The 20,376-nt window shown below is 32.4% G+C and carries 16 protein-coding genes, 5 tRNA genes and 2 riboswitches; of the genes, 6 read left to right on the forward strand and 15 right to left on the reverse strand.

Translation table 11 applies throughout. The features are described from left to right. Nucleotides 1-211 precede the first annotated feature (211 nt). Genes tsaE through rimI form a run of 3 tightly spaced genes read left to right on the forward strand, consistent with a single transcriptional unit; the run spans nt 212 to nt 1,822 of the window. Nucleotides 212-670 (forward strand): tRNA (adenosine(37)-N6)-threonylcarbamoyltransferase complex ATPase subunit type 1 TsaE, encoded by a 459-nt coding sequence (gene tsaE, locus ACREVX_RS10880; protein WP_431544210.1) that lies wholly within the window; start codon nt 212-214, stop codon nt 668-670. After that, a complete protein-coding gene (tsaB, locus tag ACREVX_RS10885) occupies nt 667-1,380 on the forward strand; it encodes a tRNA (adenosine(37)-N6)-threonylcarbamoyltransferase complex dimerization subunit type 1 TsaB (protein WP_431544211.1) in 714 nt (237 codons plus the stop codon). Before tsaE ends, tsaB begins: the two co-directional genes overlap by 4 nt. Further along, nucleotides 1,373-1,822: a ribosomal protein S18-alanine N-acetyltransferase gene (gene rimI / locus ACREVX_RS10890; RefSeq protein WP_431544212.1), complete on the forward strand. Its 450-nt coding sequence runs from the start codon at nt 1,373-1,375 to the stop codon at nt 1,820-1,822. Before tsaB ends, rimI begins: the two co-directional genes overlap by 8 nt. Before the next feature lie 50 nt (nt 1,823-1,872). Here the strand turns inward: rimI and ACREVX_RS10895 are convergent, their stop codons facing one another. Beyond that, nucleotides 1,873-2,511, reverse strand: coding sequence for an ECF transporter S component (locus ACREVX_RS10895; protein ID WP_431544213.1), 639 nt, complete (start codon nt 2,509-2,511; stop codon nt 1,873-1,875). Between the two features lie 90 nt (nt 2,512-2,601). Continuing rightward, nucleotides 2,602-2,715, reverse strand: a riboswitch (FMN riboswitch). A gap of 58 nt (nt 2,716-2,773) precedes the next feature. Further along, complete coding sequence (locus tag ACREVX_RS10900; protein WP_431544324.1) at nt 2,774-4,936, reverse strand: Tex family protein; 2,163 nt, start codon at nt 4,934-4,936, stop codon at nt 2,774-2,776. A gap of 329 nt (nt 4,937-5,265) precedes the next feature. Between ACREVX_RS10900 and proS the strand changes: the two genes are divergently transcribed. Both proS and dhaS read left to right on the forward strand, forming a co-directional pair. Beyond that, the gene (proS, locus tag ACREVX_RS10905; protein ID WP_431544214.1) at nt 5,266-6,702 is read left to right on the forward strand and encodes a proline--tRNA ligase; all 1,437 of its coding nucleotides are present in this window, start codon (nt 5,266-5,268) and stop codon (nt 6,700-6,702) included. 59 nt (nt 6,703-6,761) lie between these two features. Continuing rightward, a complete protein-coding gene (gene dhaS / locus ACREVX_RS10910; RefSeq protein ID WP_431544215.1) occupies nt 6,762-7,355 on the forward strand; it encodes a dihydroxyacetone kinase transcriptional activator DhaS in 594 nt (197 codons plus the stop codon). 99 nt (nt 7,356-7,454) lie between these two features. Here the strand turns inward: dhaS and aroD are convergent, their stop codons facing one another. From aroD to ACREVX_RS10975, 13 genes are all read right to left on the reverse strand, one after another. Further along, nucleotides 7,455-8,219 (reverse strand): type I 3-dehydroquinate dehydratase, encoded by a 765-nt coding sequence (aroD, locus tag ACREVX_RS10915; protein WP_431544216.1) that lies wholly within the window; start codon nt 8,217-8,219, stop codon nt 7,455-7,457. 51 nt (nt 8,220-8,270) lie between these two features. Continuing rightward, a protein-coding gene (gene prfB / locus ACREVX_RS10920; protein WP_431544217.1) for a peptide chain release factor 2 occupies nt 8,271-9,378 on the reverse strand; the annotation gives its coding sequence in 2 pieces (ribosomal slippage) (nt 8,271-9,299 and nt 9,301-9,378; 1,107 coding nt in all). A gap of 94 nt (nt 9,379-9,472) precedes the next feature. Next, complete coding sequence (gene secA, locus ACREVX_RS10925; RefSeq protein ID WP_431544218.1) at nt 9,473-11,974, reverse strand: preprotein translocase subunit SecA; 2,502 nt, start codon at nt 11,972-11,974, stop codon at nt 9,473-9,475. Between the two features lie 240 nt (nt 11,975-12,214). Further along, a complete protein-coding gene (hpf, locus tag ACREVX_RS10930; RefSeq protein WP_431544219.1) occupies nt 12,215-12,745 on the reverse strand; it encodes a ribosome hibernation-promoting factor, HPF/YfiA family in 531 nt (176 codons plus the stop codon). Nucleotides 12,746-13,231: 486 nt separating this feature from the next. Further along, nucleotides 13,232-13,831, reverse strand: coding sequence for a ComF family protein (locus ACREVX_RS10935; protein WP_431544220.1), 600 nt, complete (start codon nt 13,829-13,831; stop codon nt 13,232-13,234). A 53-nt stretch (nt 13,832-13,884) separates the two neighbouring features. Beyond that, nucleotides 13,885-14,913: a hypothetical protein gene (locus ACREVX_RS10940; RefSeq protein ID WP_431544221.1), complete on the reverse strand. Its 1,029-nt coding sequence runs from the start codon at nt 14,911-14,913 to the stop codon at nt 13,885-13,887. Nucleotides 14,914-14,971: 58 nt separating this feature from the next. Next, the gene (recD2, locus tag ACREVX_RS10945) at nt 14,972-17,212 is read right to left on the reverse strand and encodes an SF1B family DNA helicase RecD2 (RefSeq protein ID WP_431544222.1); all 2,241 of its coding nucleotides are present in this window, start codon (nt 17,210-17,212) and stop codon (nt 14,972-14,974) included. A gap of 268 nt (nt 17,213-17,480) precedes the next feature. After that, entirely contained in the window at nt 17,481-18,656 is a 1,176-nt protein-coding gene (metK, locus tag ACREVX_RS10950) for a methionine adenosyltransferase (RefSeq protein WP_431544223.1), read from the reverse strand. A gap of 158 nt (nt 18,657-18,814) precedes the next feature. After that, a riboswitch (SAM riboswitch) is annotated at nt 18,815-18,916 on the reverse strand. Between the two features lie 108 nt (nt 18,917-19,024). Next, a tRNA-Tyr gene (locus tag ACREVX_RS10955) sits at nt 19,025-19,109 on the reverse strand. A 5-nt stretch (nt 19,110-19,114) separates the two neighbouring features. Continuing rightward, a tRNA-Thr gene (locus tag ACREVX_RS10960) sits at nt 19,115-19,189 on the reverse strand. A gap of 24 nt (nt 19,190-19,213) precedes the next feature. Further along, nucleotides 19,214-19,289 (reverse strand) — tRNA-Val (locus ACREVX_RS10965). A gap of 23 nt (nt 19,290-19,312) precedes the next feature. After that, nucleotides 19,313-19,397: transfer RNA gene (locus ACREVX_RS10970), tRNA-Tyr, on the reverse strand. A gap of 4 nt (nt 19,398-19,401) precedes the next feature. After that, nucleotides 19,402-19,476 (reverse strand) — tRNA-Thr (locus tag ACREVX_RS10975). Between the two features lie 294 nt (nt 19,477-19,770). On the opposite strand from ACREVX_RS10975, the gene yyaC reads away from it, so the two are divergent. Continuing rightward, entirely contained in the window at nt 19,771-20,325 is a 555-nt protein-coding gene (gene yyaC / locus ACREVX_RS10980) for a spore protease YyaC (RefSeq protein ID WP_431544224.1), read from the forward strand. Nucleotides 20,326-20,376: the final 51 nt, after the last annotated feature.

Genomic DNA, 20,376 nt, shown 5'->3' on the forward strand with positions numbered 1-20,376 from the left:
CTTACCTAAATAGTGTACTATACAAAACTTTAACTGTCAAGCAATCTTAAATCATCAATACTAAACGGAAAATAAATTATCGTCTGCGGAGCTGCAACATGTATAAAATAAAATCTAATTTCAATTTATTATTAGGAATTACTCACCTTTAAACTATGAACCCTTTTCTTTTTTTACATTTTAGGATAAAATATTTAATGAGGTGAAACTTATGGAATACATAGTAACTACAATAGACGAAACTTATAAAATAGGACAATTATTAGGCTCACTTGTAAATTCTGGTGATATAATTTGCCTGATTGGAGACTTAGGTACTGGCAAAACTCATTTAACAAAAGGAATTGCAAAAGGCTTAGATATTGAAGATCATATTACAAGTCCTACATTTACAATTGTAAATGAATATACAGGTAGGCTAAAATTAAATCATTTTGATGTTTACAGGGTAAATGATCCAGACGAAATAGAAGCTATAGGCTTTGATGAATATATATTTAGCGATGGGGTTAGTATTATTGAATGGGCTAATTATATTAAAGAATTGATTCCACCAAATAATTTAACTATAACCATAGAAAAAGATCTTGAAATTTCAGATAACTATAGAAAAATTAAAATGGAATATACAGATAAAAGATATGATTACATAAAGGAGATAAAACTATGAAAATTTTAAGTCTCGACACCGCAACGCAGGCAGCGACATGTGCAATTCTTGACGATAATAAAGTACTTGGCGAAATAACTTTTAACTTTAAAAAACAACATTCTCAAATACTTATGCCTATGATTGATGATCTATTTAAAAATACGAAGATGAATATTGATGATATAGATGCTTTTGTGGCGTCTAAAGGACCTGGTTCTTTTACAGGACTAAGAATAGGTATGGCTACCGTTAAAGGATTAAGTCAAGGCTGCCAAAAACCTTTTGTAACTGTATCTACTTTAGATTCTTTAGCATATAACTTAGCCTATACTAATGGTATTATATGTCCTATCCTTGATGCTCTAAGAGATAATGTTTATACTGCTTTATATAATTTTGATAATAACGAGCTTAACCAAACCCTAGATTATGTTAATATTTCAATAGACGAGTTAATAAATATACTTAAAGATAAAGATTGTAACATTACCTTTGTTGGGGATGGTGTCCCAAAATTCAAAGAAAAACTTATAACTAATTTACCTAATATTAGTTTTGCACCTGCTCATTTAAATCTAGCTAAGGCTTCTTCTCTAGGCGAATTAGGTCTTAAGCTCCTATACTCTGGAGTAACCGATGATATCTATGGGGCAATTCCCATTTATCTTAGAAAGCCCCAAGCGGAGCGTGAATACGAAGAGAAAATGAGGCAAAAGAAAAATGAATAGTGATTTTAAAATTTACCCAATGGATATTACGTCTATAAAATCAATACTCAATATTAGTGAATTAAGTTTCCCTATTTCCTGGAGTTTTGAATCGCTCCAAAGTGAGTTAGATAATAAATTTGCTAAATATGTGGTATTAAAAAGCGGTAATTCTATAGTAGGGTATGGCGGTATGTGGGTAATTATAGATGAGGCTCATATTACTAATGTTGCCGTACACCCAGAGGCTCGCGGTCATGGAGCTGGAGACATGATTGTTGAGGCTTTATTTAGAATTTGCAGAAAACAAAAGATTTCCGCAATAACTTTAGAAGTTAGAAGTTCAAATTTTATTGCTATAAACCTATATGAAAAATATGGTTTCAATCAAGAAGGCCTTAGACACAATTATTATGAAGATAATGGAGAAGATGCAGTAATTATGTGGAATCGAAATTTATAGTTAAGTTAAATAAACGGGTACCTATAATATAGGTACCCGTTTATTTAATACTATTTTTTATTAGTAACTCTTTGACTATCTTTATATTTTTGTTCTATATGTTCTTTATGAAGTATAGGTGACACACTCTTATATAAAGCTAAAGTCATTGCTGATATTATTACTCCCTTGAATAAATTGAAAGGAATAATCATCCATATAACGAAAGAAGTTAAATCTTTAATATTAGGATTTATAATTGATCCTGCTCCTACTACCATACTTATTTTAAATCCTAATACCGACTGGTATAAAGGTAATATAATAAAATAGTTCAGAACTGCTGCAAAAATTGACATACACACTACTCCTGTTACTAGTGCGATAATAGCGCCACCCTTGCTTTTTTTAGCTTTATATATATATCCAGAAATAAATACTAAAACTCCACCTACTAGAAAATTAGCAAGTTCTCCTACAAATGCTGTTTTTGTTGCAAGTAGTCCATGCAATAAATTTTTAAATAGTTCAATCATGACTCCTGCTATTGGTCCTAATGCAAAAGCTCCTAGAAGCGCTGGCAAATCACTGATATCAATTTTTAAAAACTCAGGAAATATTGGTATTGGTAATTCGATGTACATTAAAAGAAAAGCCATAACAGATAAAAGTGAAATTTTGATTAGTCTTACAAGTTTTTCGTCTCTCATTTTTAGTACCCCCTAATAAATATTCTTCTAGGGATGGATATAATAAAACCCCGACATAAAATTATGTCAGGGCTCATTCGTATATATATATCGCATCTTCTTTCATCCAGACTTTACTGTCGGCTTCGGAATCTAACCGAATCAGCCTTACGGCTCGCGGGCTTTACCGCCGGTGGGGAATTTCGCCCCGCCCTGAAGATTATTAAATTTTATTTTTATACTTTAATTATATATACGTTTCACATAAAAAGCAAGCTATTAATTATAGATTTTTCATTGATAAAGATATTCTTTTTCTTTTTTCATCAACTTCAAGTACACTAACCTCTACTATATCTCCAACGCTAACCACATCCAATGGGTGTTTTACAAATTTATCTGATAATTGACTAATATGTACTAGCCCATCTTGATGAACGCCAATATCAACAAAAGCTCCAAAATCAGATACATTTCTAACAGTACCCATAAGTTTCATTCCTGTTTTAAGGTGTTCCATTTTAACTACCCCTGTTTTTAATATTGGTTTTGGTAATTCCTCTCTTGGATCTCTACCTGGCTTTTTAATTTCTTTAATAATATCCCTGAGCGTCGGAACTCCTATTTCTAATTTTTGTGCTAGTTCTGTAACATTAACCTCTTTTAACCTCTCATCCATATCCTTAAAGTTTAAAGATTTAAGATCTTCTTTTGTATAACTTAAAGACTCTAATAGTTTTTTAGTAGCAGTATAAGTTTCTGGATGTACTGAGGTGTTATCTAAAAATTCGCTGCCCTCCATAACTCTTAAAAATCCTGCACACTGCTCATATGCCTTTGCTCCCAGTCTTTTAACTTTTAACAATTCTTTTCTAGTTTTAAACTTACCATTTTCTTCTCTATACACTACAATGTTTTGAGCTATAGCAGTGTTTATTCCCGATATATAAGTTAATAGTGAAGGTGTTGCAATGTTAAGATCTACCCCAACAGCATTAACACAATCCTCAACTACTCCTTTTAATGATTCATCAAGCTTCTTAGGTGTCACATCATGTTGGTATTGACCAACTCCAATAGCTTTAGGATCTATTTTAACGAGCTCCACCAGTGGGTCTTGAAGTCTTCTCCCTATAGAAATAGCTCCTCTAATTGACACATCTATATTGGGATATTCTTTAGACGCAAGTTCTGACGCAGAATATACCGAAGCTCCTGCTTCTGAAACTATAACATAATATAAGTCTTTTAATTTTTCTTCTTTAAGTTCCTTAATAATTTGCGCTAAAATCCCTTCAGACTCACGGCTAGCAGTTCCATTACCAAGTGATACTACTTCTACATTATGCTTAATTACTAGATCTTTAATGATAGCTATAGATTTTCGAACGCCATCTGTGCTACCCGCAGTAGCATATACTGTAGCCATATCTAAAACCTTACCTGTATCATCGAGTACTGCTATTTTGCACCCAGTTCTAAATCCAGGATCAAAACCAAGTACTACTTTCCCTTTTATAGGTGACTGCATTAAAAGAGCCTTCAAATTAGCTTTAAATATTTCTATTGCTCCGATTTCACCCTTTTCTGTAAGTTCTGATCTTATTTCTCTCTCAATTGAGGGAAATATAAGTCTTTTTACTGAATCAATTATGCTGAGCTCTATATATTTATCTGTTTCCTTATTTCCTTTTAAGCATTTGACTCTCAAGTACTCTATGATTTGATCATTATCAGCTTTAATTTTTACAGAAAGTATCTTACTACTCTCGCCCCTATTTATAGCAAGAATTCTATGTGGCGGAATAGACTTAACGCCTTCTTTATACTCATAATACATTTCAAATGGAGTAGTTTCCTCTGAACTTCCTTTTGTTTCTACATTTCCATGATTATGTACTAGTGCTCTAATCCACTTTCGTGAGCTCGCTTCATCTGAAATTATTTCACTAATGATATCGCCAGCACCTTGAAGTGCTTCTATAGAAGTACTTACTCCATTTTCTTCATTTATAAATTTTTGAGTAAGCTCATCCATATCACCTTTAAACTCACCACTAAAAATAGTTTCCGCAAGAGGTTTAAGCCCTTTTTCCATTGCAATGATAGCTCTAGTTCTTTTCTTAGGCTTAAATGGTCTATATATATCCTCTATCTCTGTAAGTGTTTCACATTTGTTTACAGACTTCTCAATTTCATCAGTTAGCTTCTCTTGCTCACCAATAAGACGTATTACATCTGTTTTTCTTTCCTCTAAATTTCTAAGATATATTAACCTCTCTGTAAAATTTCTTAGTATTATATCATCCAGTCCACCGGTTCTTTCTTTCCTATATCTAGCTATAAAGGGAACTGTATTCCCCTCATCTAATAATTCAATTACACTTTCCGCCTGATTTATAGTTATTGCAAACTCTTTAATTAATCTACTATTTATATTTTCCATATTATTTTGGTCATTTATTAGCGTCATATTCATATAGATAGTACCATTATCTATTCTATTTATTTCTATACGCTAAATAACCAATCCTCCTCACATAATTTATATTTTAAATTAATCAATTAAAATTAACATATTTAATCATACCACTAATTCAATCCTCATATCACATAAAAAGTTGTAAATAATTGTTTTCTTGACATATTATTATTTTTATTCTATGATTAAATGTAGAGTACCTATTATTAAAATAATACTCGGTTCCTTTTGGGGATACGGGTTTTTTTGTATTTATTTCAAAAAATTTTATTTTACAAGGAGATATGATAATTATGGCAAATGGAAAAAAATTTGTAGAAGCTATTACCTCAATGGATGAAGATTTTGCAAAGTGGTATACAGATATTGTTAAAAAAGCTGAACTTGCCGACTATGCAAGCGTTAAAGGTTGTATGGTTATAAGGCCTTATGGTTATGCTATTTGGGAAAATATCCAAAAAACTTTAGATCAGATGTTTAAAGACACAGGTCATGAAAATGTATATATGCCAATGTTCATTCCTGAAAGCTTGCTACAAAAGGAAGCAGATCATGTTAAAGGCTTTGCACCAGAGGTTGCTTGGGTAACACACGGTGGCGACGAACTCCTTGCAGAGAGACTTTGCGTCAGACCTACTTCTGAAACATTATTTTGTGATCACTATTCAAAAATAATTCAATCTTACAATGATCTCCCTAAATTATATAACCAATGGTGTTCTGTAGTAAGATGGGAAAAAACAACAAGACCTTTTCTTAGAAGTTCTGAATTCTTATGGCAAGAAGGTCATACTGCACATGCAACGCAGGCCGAGGCAAAAGAAGAAACACTTAAAATGCTTAATGTGTATGCAACTTTTTGTGAAGAAACCCTTGCTATTCCTGTAATTCGCGGTAAAAAAACAGAAAAAGAAAAATTTGCAGGCGCAAATGAAACTTACACAATTGAAAGTTTAATGCATGACGGAAAAGCACTTCAATGTGGTACATCACATAATTTTGGAGATGGTTTTGCAAAAGCCTTTAATATACAGTATTCAGATAAAACTGGGAAACTTGCTTATGTTCACCAAACATCTTGGGGAATGTCTACAAGACTTATTGGCGCAATAATTATGGTTCATGGTGATGATAATGGTTTAATATTACCACCAGCAGTAGCCCCAATCCAACTTATGATTGTTCCAGTTGCGCAACATAAAGAAGGCGTAATTGAAAAAGCAACGCAGTTAAAAGATATGTTATCCAAAGTTGCTAGGGTTAAAATGGATACTAGTGATAAGATGCCAGGATGGAAATTCAGTGAATATGAGATGAAAGGTGTTCCACTACGTTTAGAAGTTGGACCAAAAGATATAGAGAAAAATCAAGTAGTACTTGTAAGACGCGATACCCGTGAAAAAATATTTGTTCCAATGGAAGAGCTTGCTACATTAGTACCTGAGCTTTTAATAGATATTCAAAAATCCCTACTTGAAAAAGCGAAAGCGGCACAAGATAATAGAAGCTTTACTGCAACAACTGTAAAAGAATTAAAAGATATTCTTGATAAAAACCTAGGATTTGTAACTGCTCCATGGTGTGGGGAACTAACTTGCGAAGAAAAAGTAAAAGAAGTAGCCGGTGCATCATCTAGATGTATGCCATTTGATCAAAGCGAGGATAAAGGTGTTTGCTTATGTTGCGGACAGCCAGCTAAAACAAATGTTATTTGGGGAAGAGCTTACTAGTTAGTAAGAGCTTACTAGTATCCATTATGTTTTATAATAATTAATTGTAGGTGAGAATAATGTCAGAATCACAATTAACGAAAGAGGCTCTTGCTCTATCAATTAAGAAATTAATGATAACAATTCCACTTTCTAAAATATCTATTCGTGAAATCGCAGATAATTGTGGCGTTAACAGGCAAACCTTTTACTATCATTTTAAGGATAAATTTGATCTTGTTAACTGGATTTATTATACTGAGGCCATAGAAAATATAGCCGATTGTAAAAATTATGCACATTGGACACATGGAATGTATAAAACTTTAGTATATTTTATGGAGAATAAATGCTTTTATATTAATGCACTTAACACTCCCGGTCAAAATGCATTTGATGGATATCTTTTTGAGAAAACCTATGACCTCATTATGGGAGTAGTAAATGATATTTCCACCAACATAAACGAATCCTTAGAAATTAAAGTAACGGACACCGATAAAAGTTTTGTAGCAGATTTTTATACTCATGCTTTTGTCGGCATCACAGTGCAGTGGATAAAAAACAGAATGGTAGAATCACCAGAAACAATGGTAGGTAGACTAAATGATGTAGTTGAAGGAAGTATGTTAGGTGCTTTAACTAGATCCTCTAACTATCATCCTGAAAAATAAATATCTATATTATATAGATAAGGAAAAGGTTATGTCAAATTGTTTTGACATAACCTTTTTCTTCTTTAATTATTAGTTTATTATCAATCTAAATTTTCTTTATATATTATTATGAAGTAACGAAATAACTCCTCGTAAATCTACTACAGAAATCTGTCCTGGTGCAGAAGCTTTTTTCGCTGCGCCAAATGTTAATGCTGAGCCAAATAATTCTCCTGATAATCTACTTATAACTCCTTGCCCAGCCATAGACATTGTAATAATAGGACCATTTGCATATTCCTCATTCATAATGCGCGTTGCGTCTAGAAGTGTAATTACATCTTTAGCACACATAGGCATTACTGCAATTTTAGGAAGATCCGCTCCTAATTCTTGTGCCTTGCGTAACCTTGATATAATTTCTTCCTTTTCTGGAGTCTTGTGAAAATCATGATTAGATATAATAACCGCTACATTAGCTGCATGTGCTACCTCAACCAATTTTTTTACATCTTTTTCATCGTTAAATAACTCAACATCTATAACTTCAACAAGTTTAGTTTGTGCAATTAATTTATTTAATTCAAAATAAAATGATGATTCCACTTCTTTTTGCCCACCTTCTTTAGCGCTACGAAAAGTAAACACAATAGGAGTATTGGCTAAAACTTTCCTAATTGCTTTTAATACTTCTTTAACTTTATCTATATTTGTAACGTCTTTAAAAAAGTCTACGCGCCATTCTATAACATCTAGATCTAACCCATTTAAAGAATTTGCTTCGTCAATAAGTTCTGAAATAGTTTCTCCCACCATTGACACACAAATTTTAGGTAATCCTTCTCCTATAATAATGTCTTTAATTTTAACTACTTTCTTCATTATTAACCCATCCTTTATTTACCTACCCTACGTTTTTCAGACAGCCTAAAACTATTTATTAGCCTGTCTAAGGTAAGCCTCAATAAAAATATCGATATCCCCATCCATGACTGCTCCTACATTTCCCATCTCCGTATTAGTTCTATGGTCCTTAACCAAATTATATGGGTGAAATACATAAGATCTAATTTGACTTCCCCAGCCATTTTCTTTAAGATCCCCAGTTAAGTCTTCTATTTTATCTTTTTTAGCCCTTTCCTTTAAATCCAAAAGTTTTGCCATAAGCATCTTCATTGCAGTTTGTTTATTACTATGTTGGCTCCGCTCATTTTGACACTGAACCACAATGCCTGTAGGTATATGGGTAATCCTTATTGCTGAGTCAGTTTTATTTACATGTTGGCCTCCTGCGCCTCCAGACCTATAGGTGTCTATCCTAAGGTCATCCACCTTTATCTCAATATCTTGATCCTGCGTAAGCTCTGGAAGCACTTCACAAGAAGCAAACGAAGTTTGCCTTTTTCCATTTGCATTAAAAGGTGAAATCCTCACAAGCCTATGAACTCCCTTCTCAGCCATCAAATATCCATATGCATACTCACCAGTTATTTTTAATGTAACCGCTTTTATACCTGCCTCGTCAGATGGTTGGTAATCTAAGACTTCTACCTTATATTCCTTCTTTTCACACCAACGCGTGTACATTCTATAAAGCATTTCCGTCCAATCCTGAGCATCACTTCCACCTGCACCAGTGTGAAGGGTTAAAATTGCATTATTTTTATCATATTTTCCAGATAATAATATTTCTATCCTAAACCTGTCGGTGTCAATTGTTAACTCTTTTAATTCATTTTTTATCTCACCTATTGAGGAATCATCTTCTTCCTCTTGACTTAACTTAGTGAGCACTTCTATATCTTCTATTTTACTTATTACTAAATTAAATCTATCAATCCTATCTTTAATGCCTTTAGCTTCTTGCGTAATTTGTTGCGCACGTGTTATATCGTCCCAAAAGACGGTTTCCTGCATCTTAAACTCAAGCTCTTTTAATTGTTTTTCCATTGATGTTACGTCAAAGAGACACCCGAATTTCTTCTACATTTGTTTTTAACACATTTATTTCGCTTAATATTTCTTCAATTAATATTATCAACTATAACACCTCTCTCATTATATTTATAAAAGAGGCGTACAATTGATCATTGCTCGCCCCTTTTATAGCTTCACTTAAAAATAATAATTTGTAATTATCCTCTGCCACAACAGTTTTTATATTTTTTACCTGAACCACAAGCACATTCATCATTTCTTCCTTGTTTAGTTTCCTTTTTAGTTGGCTCTTTTTTAATGGTATCATCATGATTTGTTGATGTAATTTGAGCAACCCTTTCTCTTTCAGGTGGTTTTTCTATTTGCACGTGGAATAGATATTTAATAGTTTCTATTTTTATAGCTTCAACCATATCAGCAAACATGTCACTGCCTTCCATTTGGTATGCTTGTGATGGATCCTGTTGCTTATAAGCTCTAAGACCAATACCTTGTTTTAAGTGTTCCATTGCATCGATATGATCCATCCATTTACTATCTACTACTCTTAAAAGAATAACTCGTTCAACTTCTCTTATTTGCTCTTCTCCAAAATTTTCTTCTTTTGCATCATACATTTTATGAGCTAAATCTAAGAGTGCATCCTTAATTTCATCGTTAGATGTTTTAGCCAATTCTTCTGTTGAAATCATATCCTTTGGAATATAAATCTCCTCAAGATAATTTACTAAACTCACAACCTCTTCATCAAGAGTTTCTTCATTGCTAGTAAGATGTGAATCAACTGCAGCAAAAATAACATCTTTCATCATTTCTTCAATTTGTCCCTTTATATTTTCACCTTGAAGAACTTCAGTTCTTTGTCTATAAATTATTTCTCTTTGTTGATTCATTACATCATCATATTGAACAACATTTTTTCTTATATCAAAATTATTTCCTTCTACTTTCTTTTGAGCACTTTCGATAGCTCCACTTACCATTTTACTTTCGATAGCATCCTCATCAGTTAAACCTAATTTTCCTACAACCCCTTGAAGCCTCTCAGAACCAAATATCCTCATTAAATCATCTTCAAGTGATATATAAAACCTTGTGCTTCCTAAATCACCTTGACGACCAGAACGGCCTCTAAGCTGATTATCAATTCTTCTAGATTCATGTCTTTCAGTTCCAATTATCTTAAGTCCACCAGCCTCGGCAACTCCATCTTCAAGCTTAATGTCTGTACCACGACCAGCCATGTTAGTTGCTATAGTAACCATTCCAATTGAACCTGCATGAGATACTATATCCGCTTCCCTTTCATGGTATTTAGCATTGAGTACTTGATGAGGAATTCCTCTTTTCTTAAGCAGCTCAGATAATAGTTCTGATTTTTCTATACTAACGGTACCTACAAGAACTGGTTGCTTTTCATTATAAGTTTCAACTATTTCATCTATTATAGCTTTATATTTTCCATTAACAGTTTTAAAAACCAAATCAGCATTGTCTAATCTTATTAACGGCATATTAGTAGGTATTACTATTACATCTAGTCCATATATCTCTCTAAATTCATTTTCTTCTGTAAGTGCAGTACCAGTCATACCTGCAATCTTAGTATACATTCTAAAATAGTTTTGGAAAGTAATTGTTGCAAGAGTTTTTGACTCTTTTTCAATTTTAACTCCCTCTTTTGCTTCAATAGCTTGGTGAAGTCCATCACTATATCTTCTACCTTCCATAAGTCTTCCTGTAAACTCATCTACAATAATAACTTCTCCATTTTTCTCCATGTAGTCCTTGTCTTTTCTCATAATATAGTTTGCTTTTAAAGCCTGAACAACATGGTGTTGGATACCCATATTCTCTGCATCAGCATAATTTTCTATGTGAAAAAACTTCTCTGATTTGTCTATTCCTGAATCAGATAATATAACAGCACTTGCTTTTTCATCTATAGTATAATCTTCCTCAAGAACTAGAGTTTTAACAAAATAATCTGCAACTTTGTAAAAGTCTGTAGATTTATCTCCTTCTCCAGATATAATTAGAGGTGTTCTAGCCTCATCTATCAGTATAGAATCAACCTCATCCACGATTACATAGTTTAATCCCCTTTGAACTCTTTCTTCCTTATAAACAACCATATTATCTCTTAAATAATCAAATCCAAATTCATTATTTGTTCCATATGTTATGTCTGAATTATAGGCCTCTTTCCTTTGAGTTTGATCTATGTCATGGATAATAACACCTACAGAAACTCCTAAAAATTCATGTATTTGCCCCATATCATTTCTATCTCTTTTTGCAAGATAGTCATTAACTGTAATTATGTGAACACCTTTTCCTTCAAGCGCGTTCAAATATGATGGAAGCGTTGCTACAAGAGTTTTTCCTTCACCTGTTTTCATCTCCGTTATTCTTCCTTGGTGAAGTACTATTCCCCCAATTAGTTGTACTCTAAAATGCTTCATATGAAGAACTCTCCAAGAAGCCTCTCTAACAACCGCAAACGCTTCGGGTAAAATATCTTCTAAAGTGCTTCCGTCATTTAATCTAGTTTTAAATTCCTGGGTTTTTGCTCTAAGTTCTTCATCACTTAAGCTGGTCATTTCTGAGTCCAACGCCTCTATTTTATCTACAGTCGAACTTATTTTTTTTATTTCTCTATCACTATAACTTCCAAAAAATTTATCGAAAATTTTCATATTTTTCATCCTCACAATCCGTTTAAAGTCTTACTAATTTACACTTTTAAATTATACCACTTAATATATTGCTATTCAACTTATATAATGTTATAAATTTTGTAAATAAACCACTAATATTTTTACTTTATAATATTAGCATATTTCTCAAAGTTAAATCATCTCCTGTGGAGCTGAGATGCCGTTAAAAAAAGGATTAAAGTAAATATACTTACTTTAATCCTTTAAATTTATTATAATTTAAAATTCTGGTTCTATCAAACCATAATCTCCATCTTTTCTTTTATATACTACATTCACTTCTGAACTATCATCTCTCATATATACGAAGAAACTATGACCAACTAATTCCATTTGAAGTACAGCTTCCTCAGCTGACATTGGTTTAATAGCAAATTTCTTTGTCTTTACTATCTCAGGTTCTTTATCTTCCTCAACATTATTAAGTTGTTGTGTACCCTGGAATTTAAGAGAAGTCACATGATTTCTTTTTTCTAATTTTGTTTTATGTTTTCTAAGTTGTCTTTCTAATTTATCAGCTACAATATCTATAGCTATATACATATCTTCATTTTGCTCTTCAGCCCTTAAAATCACTCCATTAAAAGGAATTGTAATTTCTATAGTACGTCTATTCTTTTGAACACCCAAGGTTGCTTGAGCCTCCACATCTGGATTAAAATATTTATCCAATTTAGATACTTTCTTTTCTATAATATTTTTCAAGGCTTCTGTTATCTCAATATTCTTTCCGATTAGTTTAACTTTCATACGTACAGCCCCTCCCTAATATTCGCACACCTCACTATCTTTAGGTATGTTATATGTTTGATAGTTTAATTCTATTACTTTTATTGCAAAATAGCAACCATTAAAATGAGAATTCACATAATATTAATTCAATTTAATAGATAACATCTTACAACCGCCCTACTTCCTGAGTTAAATCATATCCTAAGGAGCTTAAATTTCGTTAAATGATAATCAAAAAAAGAAATGACAGTCATTTCTGACTGTCATAGCCGCACTATAAGTACTTTAGTAAGTTAGTTGACCTGGTTTTTGACCCCACACTCGCCTGCTGGAGCTTTGGCTACCCAGAATTACCTTCTCACTACTAACACTCTCGTCTACTAAACGGCAGGACTAACCTCTAAGCCGCACCATGCTCACTAAACTTTGTTTAACTTACGTGGATCGTTTCGCCTGCGACTGGCATCGACTTTCAACCACAAACCTAACTTACTACAATAAGTATTATACATTACTTTTAGCTATAGTCAATACATAAATATTGTTTGCCCCATTTTCTTTTAGCGCATTCGCACACTGAAACGCTGTAGCCCCTGTAGTTATAACATCATCTATAAGTAAAATATTTTTATTTTTTATAAATTTATTTTTCTCGATTTTAAAACATTTTTCCATATTAACCCAACGTTCCTCACCACTTAGTCCTATTTGATCTTTAGTATCGTACGTCTTAACTAAATTACATATTACTTTAATATTTAGAAGCCTCGATAAGTAATTTGCTAAGAACTCGCTTTGATTATACCCTCTAATTTTAAGTGCTCTTTTAGTCATAGGTACAAATGATATTAAGTCAAATTGTAATTCGCTATTTTTAATAAATCGGACCATATATTCAGCTAAAATTTCTCCACATGTAAAATCGTTTTTGTATTTAAGCCTAATAATTAACTCTTTTATAATACTCGAATAGTAAAACACAGACATAGCTAGATATTTCTCGTCACCCTTACCAATGTAAAAATTTTCGCCACATCTCCTAAGTTTACCCTTGCAAAAGCTACATAACGCTTCGCCTTCCTGACTATACCCGTTACAAATCACACATGACTCATCTCCTGAATATATAAGTCCTGCTAAACAATAAAATATACTTTTTATATATTTAATAATCCTCTTTCCCACGCCTTCTCATTAAATTTTCTAGCTATACTTTTAGCTTCATCCATTTGCTCAGTTTCAGCATTAGCTAAAAATATAGCTTCTCCCTTATGTTCATTTTCATATCTTCCAACCTTACTTGATAAACACAATAATTGTTTATAATTGAATTTCTCATCATCAGCAAAATAAACTATTACGTTAATATAATGGAATTGTACGTAACTTTCTTCAAAATCATTTGTTACTATTATTCCTTTTTCTTTATTAATAAACTTTAATTTAATATAATCATCACTTTTGCCAGCAATAAATAAAAATATATTTTCACTTAACTTTTCTTTCAAAATACTTAAATACTCAAATACTGCTGTAGCCTTTTGTGCATCCGGTGTAAATATTATCACCTTCCTATTAGATATAATTGACCAATTTAGATATTCATAAACCACAAGTGGTATGTCTGCGCTAAGATTTATTCTTGTAGTTATAATTCTAGGTTCTATTATTGGTATATTAGTGTTTTTAAGCGGAAACATTATTGTAATCCCCTCATCAAAAACATTCTCTATACAATAGGCTATAGCTGTGCCTCCAGCTTTGCACATTTTTAATAAAATTCTTTTTATTTGTTGTTTGTTATATTTGGGAAAACTTCTAATATCATTATAAATAACCAAATCAAATTTTTCTTGTAATTTTAATGCATCTTGATAATTACATATATATAATTGTTCATTTACATTATTATAATTAGAATCATTTGAATTTACATATTGAGCCAAGTTACTAAATTCACTAATAAAATAACTAATATCAATACACTGGTCATCTTCATTTGTTATATACAATATATTCTTCTTCTCATTTGCAAAAGCGATTATAGTTTTTAAAAATATATCTGACGAATTGTAAAATGCAGATACAACATCTATTCTTCTTTTATTATTTAAAGCGCATCTTAAAATATCTTTGCTAACTTCATCTTTCTCCTTACTAAGGTTTAATTTTGCGTAATAGAACATGTAAAATCTCCTTTATAGTTAAATTATCATCTTCGATGCTATCAAGGATTTTTATAATTTAATTAATGTAATTTTCATAAGGCTCCATATTAGCATCTACTATTTGTCTTATTCTCCAGCCAAGTGCAGAATATCTTTCAAAACTCCTATTGTTATCTTTCATAAAACTAATAGCTTTTACCCCTCCTACTAAAACGACCATACTTTTAGCTCTGGTAATTCCCGTATAAAGTAAATTTCTATTCATAAGTAGTGGAGGTCCCATAAACATAGGCATGATTACAACTTCAAATTCACTACCTTGGCTCTTATGGATTGTGATAGCATATGCAAGTGTTAGTTCATCTAAATTTATGCCTTCGTACTCAACTCGTTTATCATCATCAAAAATCACAACTACATTTTCATTGTTTTCATCAATATCTTCAACATACCCCACATCGCCATTAAAAATACCAGTTCCGTCTTCAGCCTTCGCACTTATTTTATGCCACTTCATAGCATAATTGTTCTTAATTTGCATAACTTTATCGCCAGTTCTAAAAATAGTATTCCTATATTCCTTTTCTTTTTTATGGCTTGACTTAGGGTTTAATACTTCCTGAAGTCTTTCATTTAAATGTTCTATTCCAAGTATTCCTTTTCTCATAGGAGACAGTATTTGAATATGCTTCATCTTATCCCAGTCTTTATTAAACTTAGGTAGTCTAGTATTAACTAAAGTTATTATACTATCCACGATTTTTTCCTGCTCATTGTTTTCAATAAAATAAAAATCTTTGCCTCTTTTATTTAAAATAGGCATCTCACCATTATTAATCTTATGAGCATTAACAATAATCATACTTTCCCTAGCCTGCCTAAAAATTTCATTAAGTTTAACTACCTTAACACTATTACTTTCAATAATGTCTCTAAGTACATTTCCCGGTCCCACTGATGGCAGTTGATCAACATCCCCCACTATTATAAGCCTTGTTCCTATGCTAATAGCCTTTAGCAAACTATTCATAAGCATTATATCAATCATAGAGGCTTCATCAACAATCAGCACATCACAATCAAGTGGCGATTCCTCAGATTTAAAAAACTCAGATCCATCATCCCCTCCTATTCCAAGTTCTAGTAATCTATGTATAGTTTTTGCCTCGCGCCCAGTAGCTTCCGTCATCCTTTTAGCTGCTCTACCAGTAGGAGCTGCCATGTATACCTTCATTCCAGCTTCTTCAAATACCTCTGTAATACAGTTTATTATTGTAGTTTTTCCAGTACCAGGACCTCCAGTTATAACCTCAATGCTATTTTCAATAGCGCCACAAATAGCAGCCTTTTGCGACATTGCAAATTCTATATTCTTTTCATTCTCGAAATTTTTTATTTTTTCTTCTATTTCTATTTCTACTTCATCATATTTTGCTACAGATAAAGTTATAATTTTCTTTGTTATACTTAATTCACAATAATAAAAAGGCATAGTGAACACACACTTTTCCTCATCAATGTCTTCTACTTTCAATTTTCCATGCAACACATTATCATAAATATTCTTCTCAATTTCGTCATCCGTGACCCCAAGAATATTTTTAGAATCCTTTTGTAATTTATCAAGAGGCATGTAAGTATTACCATTAGCACAAAATTCATTTACCACATAATTTATTCCACTTTGTATCCTAAAAGGCGATTCTTTGTCTATACCTAAACTCCGAGCTATCTTATCTGCAATTTTAAATCCTACCCCAGAGATTGTCTCGGTTAACACATAAGGATTATCTTTTACGACCTTTATGGAGTCCGCTCCATACTTTTTATAAATTTTAACACATTGATTAGGCGAGACCCCATATGTTTGAAGAAATATCATTATGTTTTTAACTTCCCGTTGCTTAGAATATGATTCAAAAATTAATTTTATTTTTTTTTGGCCTACACCATCTATCTCTTTTAATTTCTCAATTTCATTATCTAATATATTCATAGTGTTTTCACCAAAACGTTCTACAATTTTTTTAGCAGTTACAGGCCCAATCCCCTGAATAACTCCTGAAGCTAAATACTTTTCTATACCTATAAGGGAACTAGGTATTATTTCCTCACAGTAAGATATTCTAAATTGTTTTCCAAATTGAGGATGTGTAACCCACTCCCCCGTTAATTTTAAATTCTGACCTTCGCTTATGTATGGTACAATTCCTACCACAGTTATTTGCTTCTTGTTATCAAACAAATGAGCAATTATATATCCATTGTCTTCATTATGAAATACTACATCATCAACCGTTCCTTGTATTTCTGGCATAAAATCTCCCCTATTTAGAAATTTATATCATATAACAATATTAATATTATTATATCATATGTATTTTGTATATTTAACCTTTAGTATACCCCTATCTTAAGTTTTATCAAAATTCTAATTAATATTCTTCACATCATATATAAATTATGTAAATTTAGTATTAATCTTCAATTTAAATACAATTTAATATAAGATTAATACTAACCTGCTAAAAAGAGGGATAACAATAATTAATTGTTATCCCTCTTTTTAGATCAATCTATCTTTGTTATATATATTTCTTTATTTCAGCTACTTTATTTAATTTTTCCCATGTCAAATCTAAATCAGTTCTTCCAAAATGTCCATAGGCTGCTATTTGTTTGTAGATAGGTCTTCTTAGATCTAATTCTCTTATAATAACAGCTGGCCTTAAATCAAAAACCTTTTTAATTATTTCAACAATTTTATCATCTGCAATTTTTCCCGTTCCGAAAGTATCAACTTCTATTGATACCGGTTTAGCTACACCTATAGCATAAGCAAGTTCTATTTCTAATTTATCAGAAACTCCTGCAGCTACTAAATTTTTAGCAACCCATCTTGCAGCATATGCAGCAGATCTATCAACTTTTGTTGGATCTTTCCCCGAGAATGCTCCGCCGCCATGTCTACCATATCCACCATAAGTATCTACTATGATTTTTCTTCCTGTTAGACCAGAGTCTCCTTGTGGTCCTCCAATTACAAATCTACCTGTAGGATTTATGTAATATTTAGTATCTTCATCTAATAATTCACTTGGTACTATAGCATTTATTACATATTTCTTTAAATCATTCTCAATTTGGTCGTGAGTTGCTTCTACGCCATGTTGAGTTGAGATAACAATGGTATCAATTCTCACCGGTTTATTATCTTCATATTCTACAGTAACTTGAGTTTTTCCGTCTGGTCTTAAATATCCCAGAGTACCGTCTTTTCTTACTTCACTCAACTTTCTTGCAAGTCTATGAGCCATAGCAATTGGTAGTGGCATATACTCTGGTGTCTCATTTGTTGCAAACCCAAACATCATACCTTGATCTCCAGCACCTATTGAATCTATCTTATCAACAAGGCCTGACTTCGATTCTAAAGCCTCATCAACTCCCATGGCTATATCAGGTGATTGTTCATTGATAGACGTAATTACAGCACATGTGCTAGCATCAAACCCGTATTTAGCTCTAGTATATCCTATACCCTCAATAGTATTTCTAACAACTTTAGGAACATCTACATAACAACTAGTTGTTATCTCTCCCATGACTAATACCATTCCTGTTGTAACTGCCGTTTCACATGCAACTCTTGCATAAGGGTCTTGTTCTAATATAGCGTCAAGTACAGCATCTGAAATTTGATCACAAATTTTGTCTGGATGTCCTTCTGTAACTGATTCTGATGTAAATAATCGTTTCATTATATTTCTCCTTTCGAGTGCTAAAAAATTCTATTTAGCACTATTAAATCATCTCTAGCGTAGCTAAAATATCAGCCCTTACTGACTTATCATTTCAATATATTTTACCTCAAAAATAAAACCCCTTCTAAATATAAGAAGAGGTTTTTTAACCATCTCCCTTATCTTGCAGATATAACTGCTGGAATTGGCACCATGGTGTAATGCACCGGTTGCCGGGTTTCATAGGGCCTTATTCCCTCCACCTCTCTTGATAAGAGTTATCAATATTAAGTTTTGACAATGCTACCACATGCATTTAGCAGTGTCAACAGATTCTATATTCTTTTAAAATTTACTAAGTAAAAAAGACATCCATTGATGTCTTTTGGTGGAGGAGGACGGATTCGAACCATCGAAACATTACGTAACAGATTTACAGTCTGCTCCCTTTGGCCACTCGGGAACTCCTCCATGTTTGGAGCTGGCAATAGGAATTGAACCTACAACCTGCTGATTACAAGTCAGCTGCTCTACCGTTGAGCCATGCCAGCATGTATTTAGCCTAAAAATCACTATGGTGGGAACAACAGGGTTCGAACCTGTGACCCTCTGCTTGTAAGGCAGATGCTCTCCCAGCTGAGCTATGCTCCCATAGTTTGTGGTAATAAAGTAAATGGTGGAGGAGGACGGATTCGAACCATCGAAACATTACGTAACAGATTTACAGTCTGCCCCCTTTGGCCACTCGGGAACTCCTCCATGTTGGAGCTGGCAATAGGAATTGAACCTACAACCTGCTGATTACAAGTCAGCTGCTCTACCGTTGAGCCATGCCAGCCTATTATATTTTTCGTCGCTTTACCGTGTCGACAAGAATTATTATACAACTTTAATTTAATAACTTCAACTCCATTTTGAGTCATTACATAAGGTTATCTCACCATTACTATATCATTCACTCACATACTCATCATTAATCACCTATGCAACTTATTATAAATATTTTCTATTTTCAAAATAGTATTTTTTTATTCTCTTATCATAATAAATCGCAGAGTTTATTCATATAAATAATTGATAGGAAAATAATATCAAATTATTTTTCTATAGCGTTATACAAGGAGGTATTTTTTTGAGTAAGACTAAAACACATTATAAAGATCCTTTAGCCTACTATACAATCTCCAATTACCTAAAAGATTATATAGATAAAAACACTTTAGTTGTTTGTATAGGCACCGATAGATGTATTGGTGATTGCCTAGGCCCACTCGTGGGTACATTTTTGAAAAATAGCTCCTTTCCATTGCCAGTATATGGAACTATAGATAATCCAATTCATGCCCTAAACATAGATAGTAAATTATCTGAAATAAACGCTTTACACCCAAATTGTACTATAATAGGTGTCGATGCATGTTTAGGTGACATCTCCAACATTGGGGAACTTCAAGCTAGAAATTATCCAATTCACCCTGGTAAAGGTGTAGGAAAAACCCTACCTAAAGTAGGTAATGTTTCATTAATAGGTATAGTAGATTCAAGTGATGATAGTGAAGTGTTCACTAATAGAAATATAAGACTTAGTTTAGTTATGGAAATTGCTAATGTATTAAGTCGGTCCCTTGTACATTCATATTATTTGTATGCTCTTACCGATGGAGAAAAAGATTTGACTTCTAACTAAATTATTTTCTTTAGATAAATTTCCAATAAATTAATTTTATAAAAAAATGCT

This window comes from Clostridium sp. (genome assembly GCF_050717545.1).
Classification (GTDB): Bacteria; Bacillota; Clostridia; order Clostridiales; family Clostridiaceae; genus Clostridium_AD.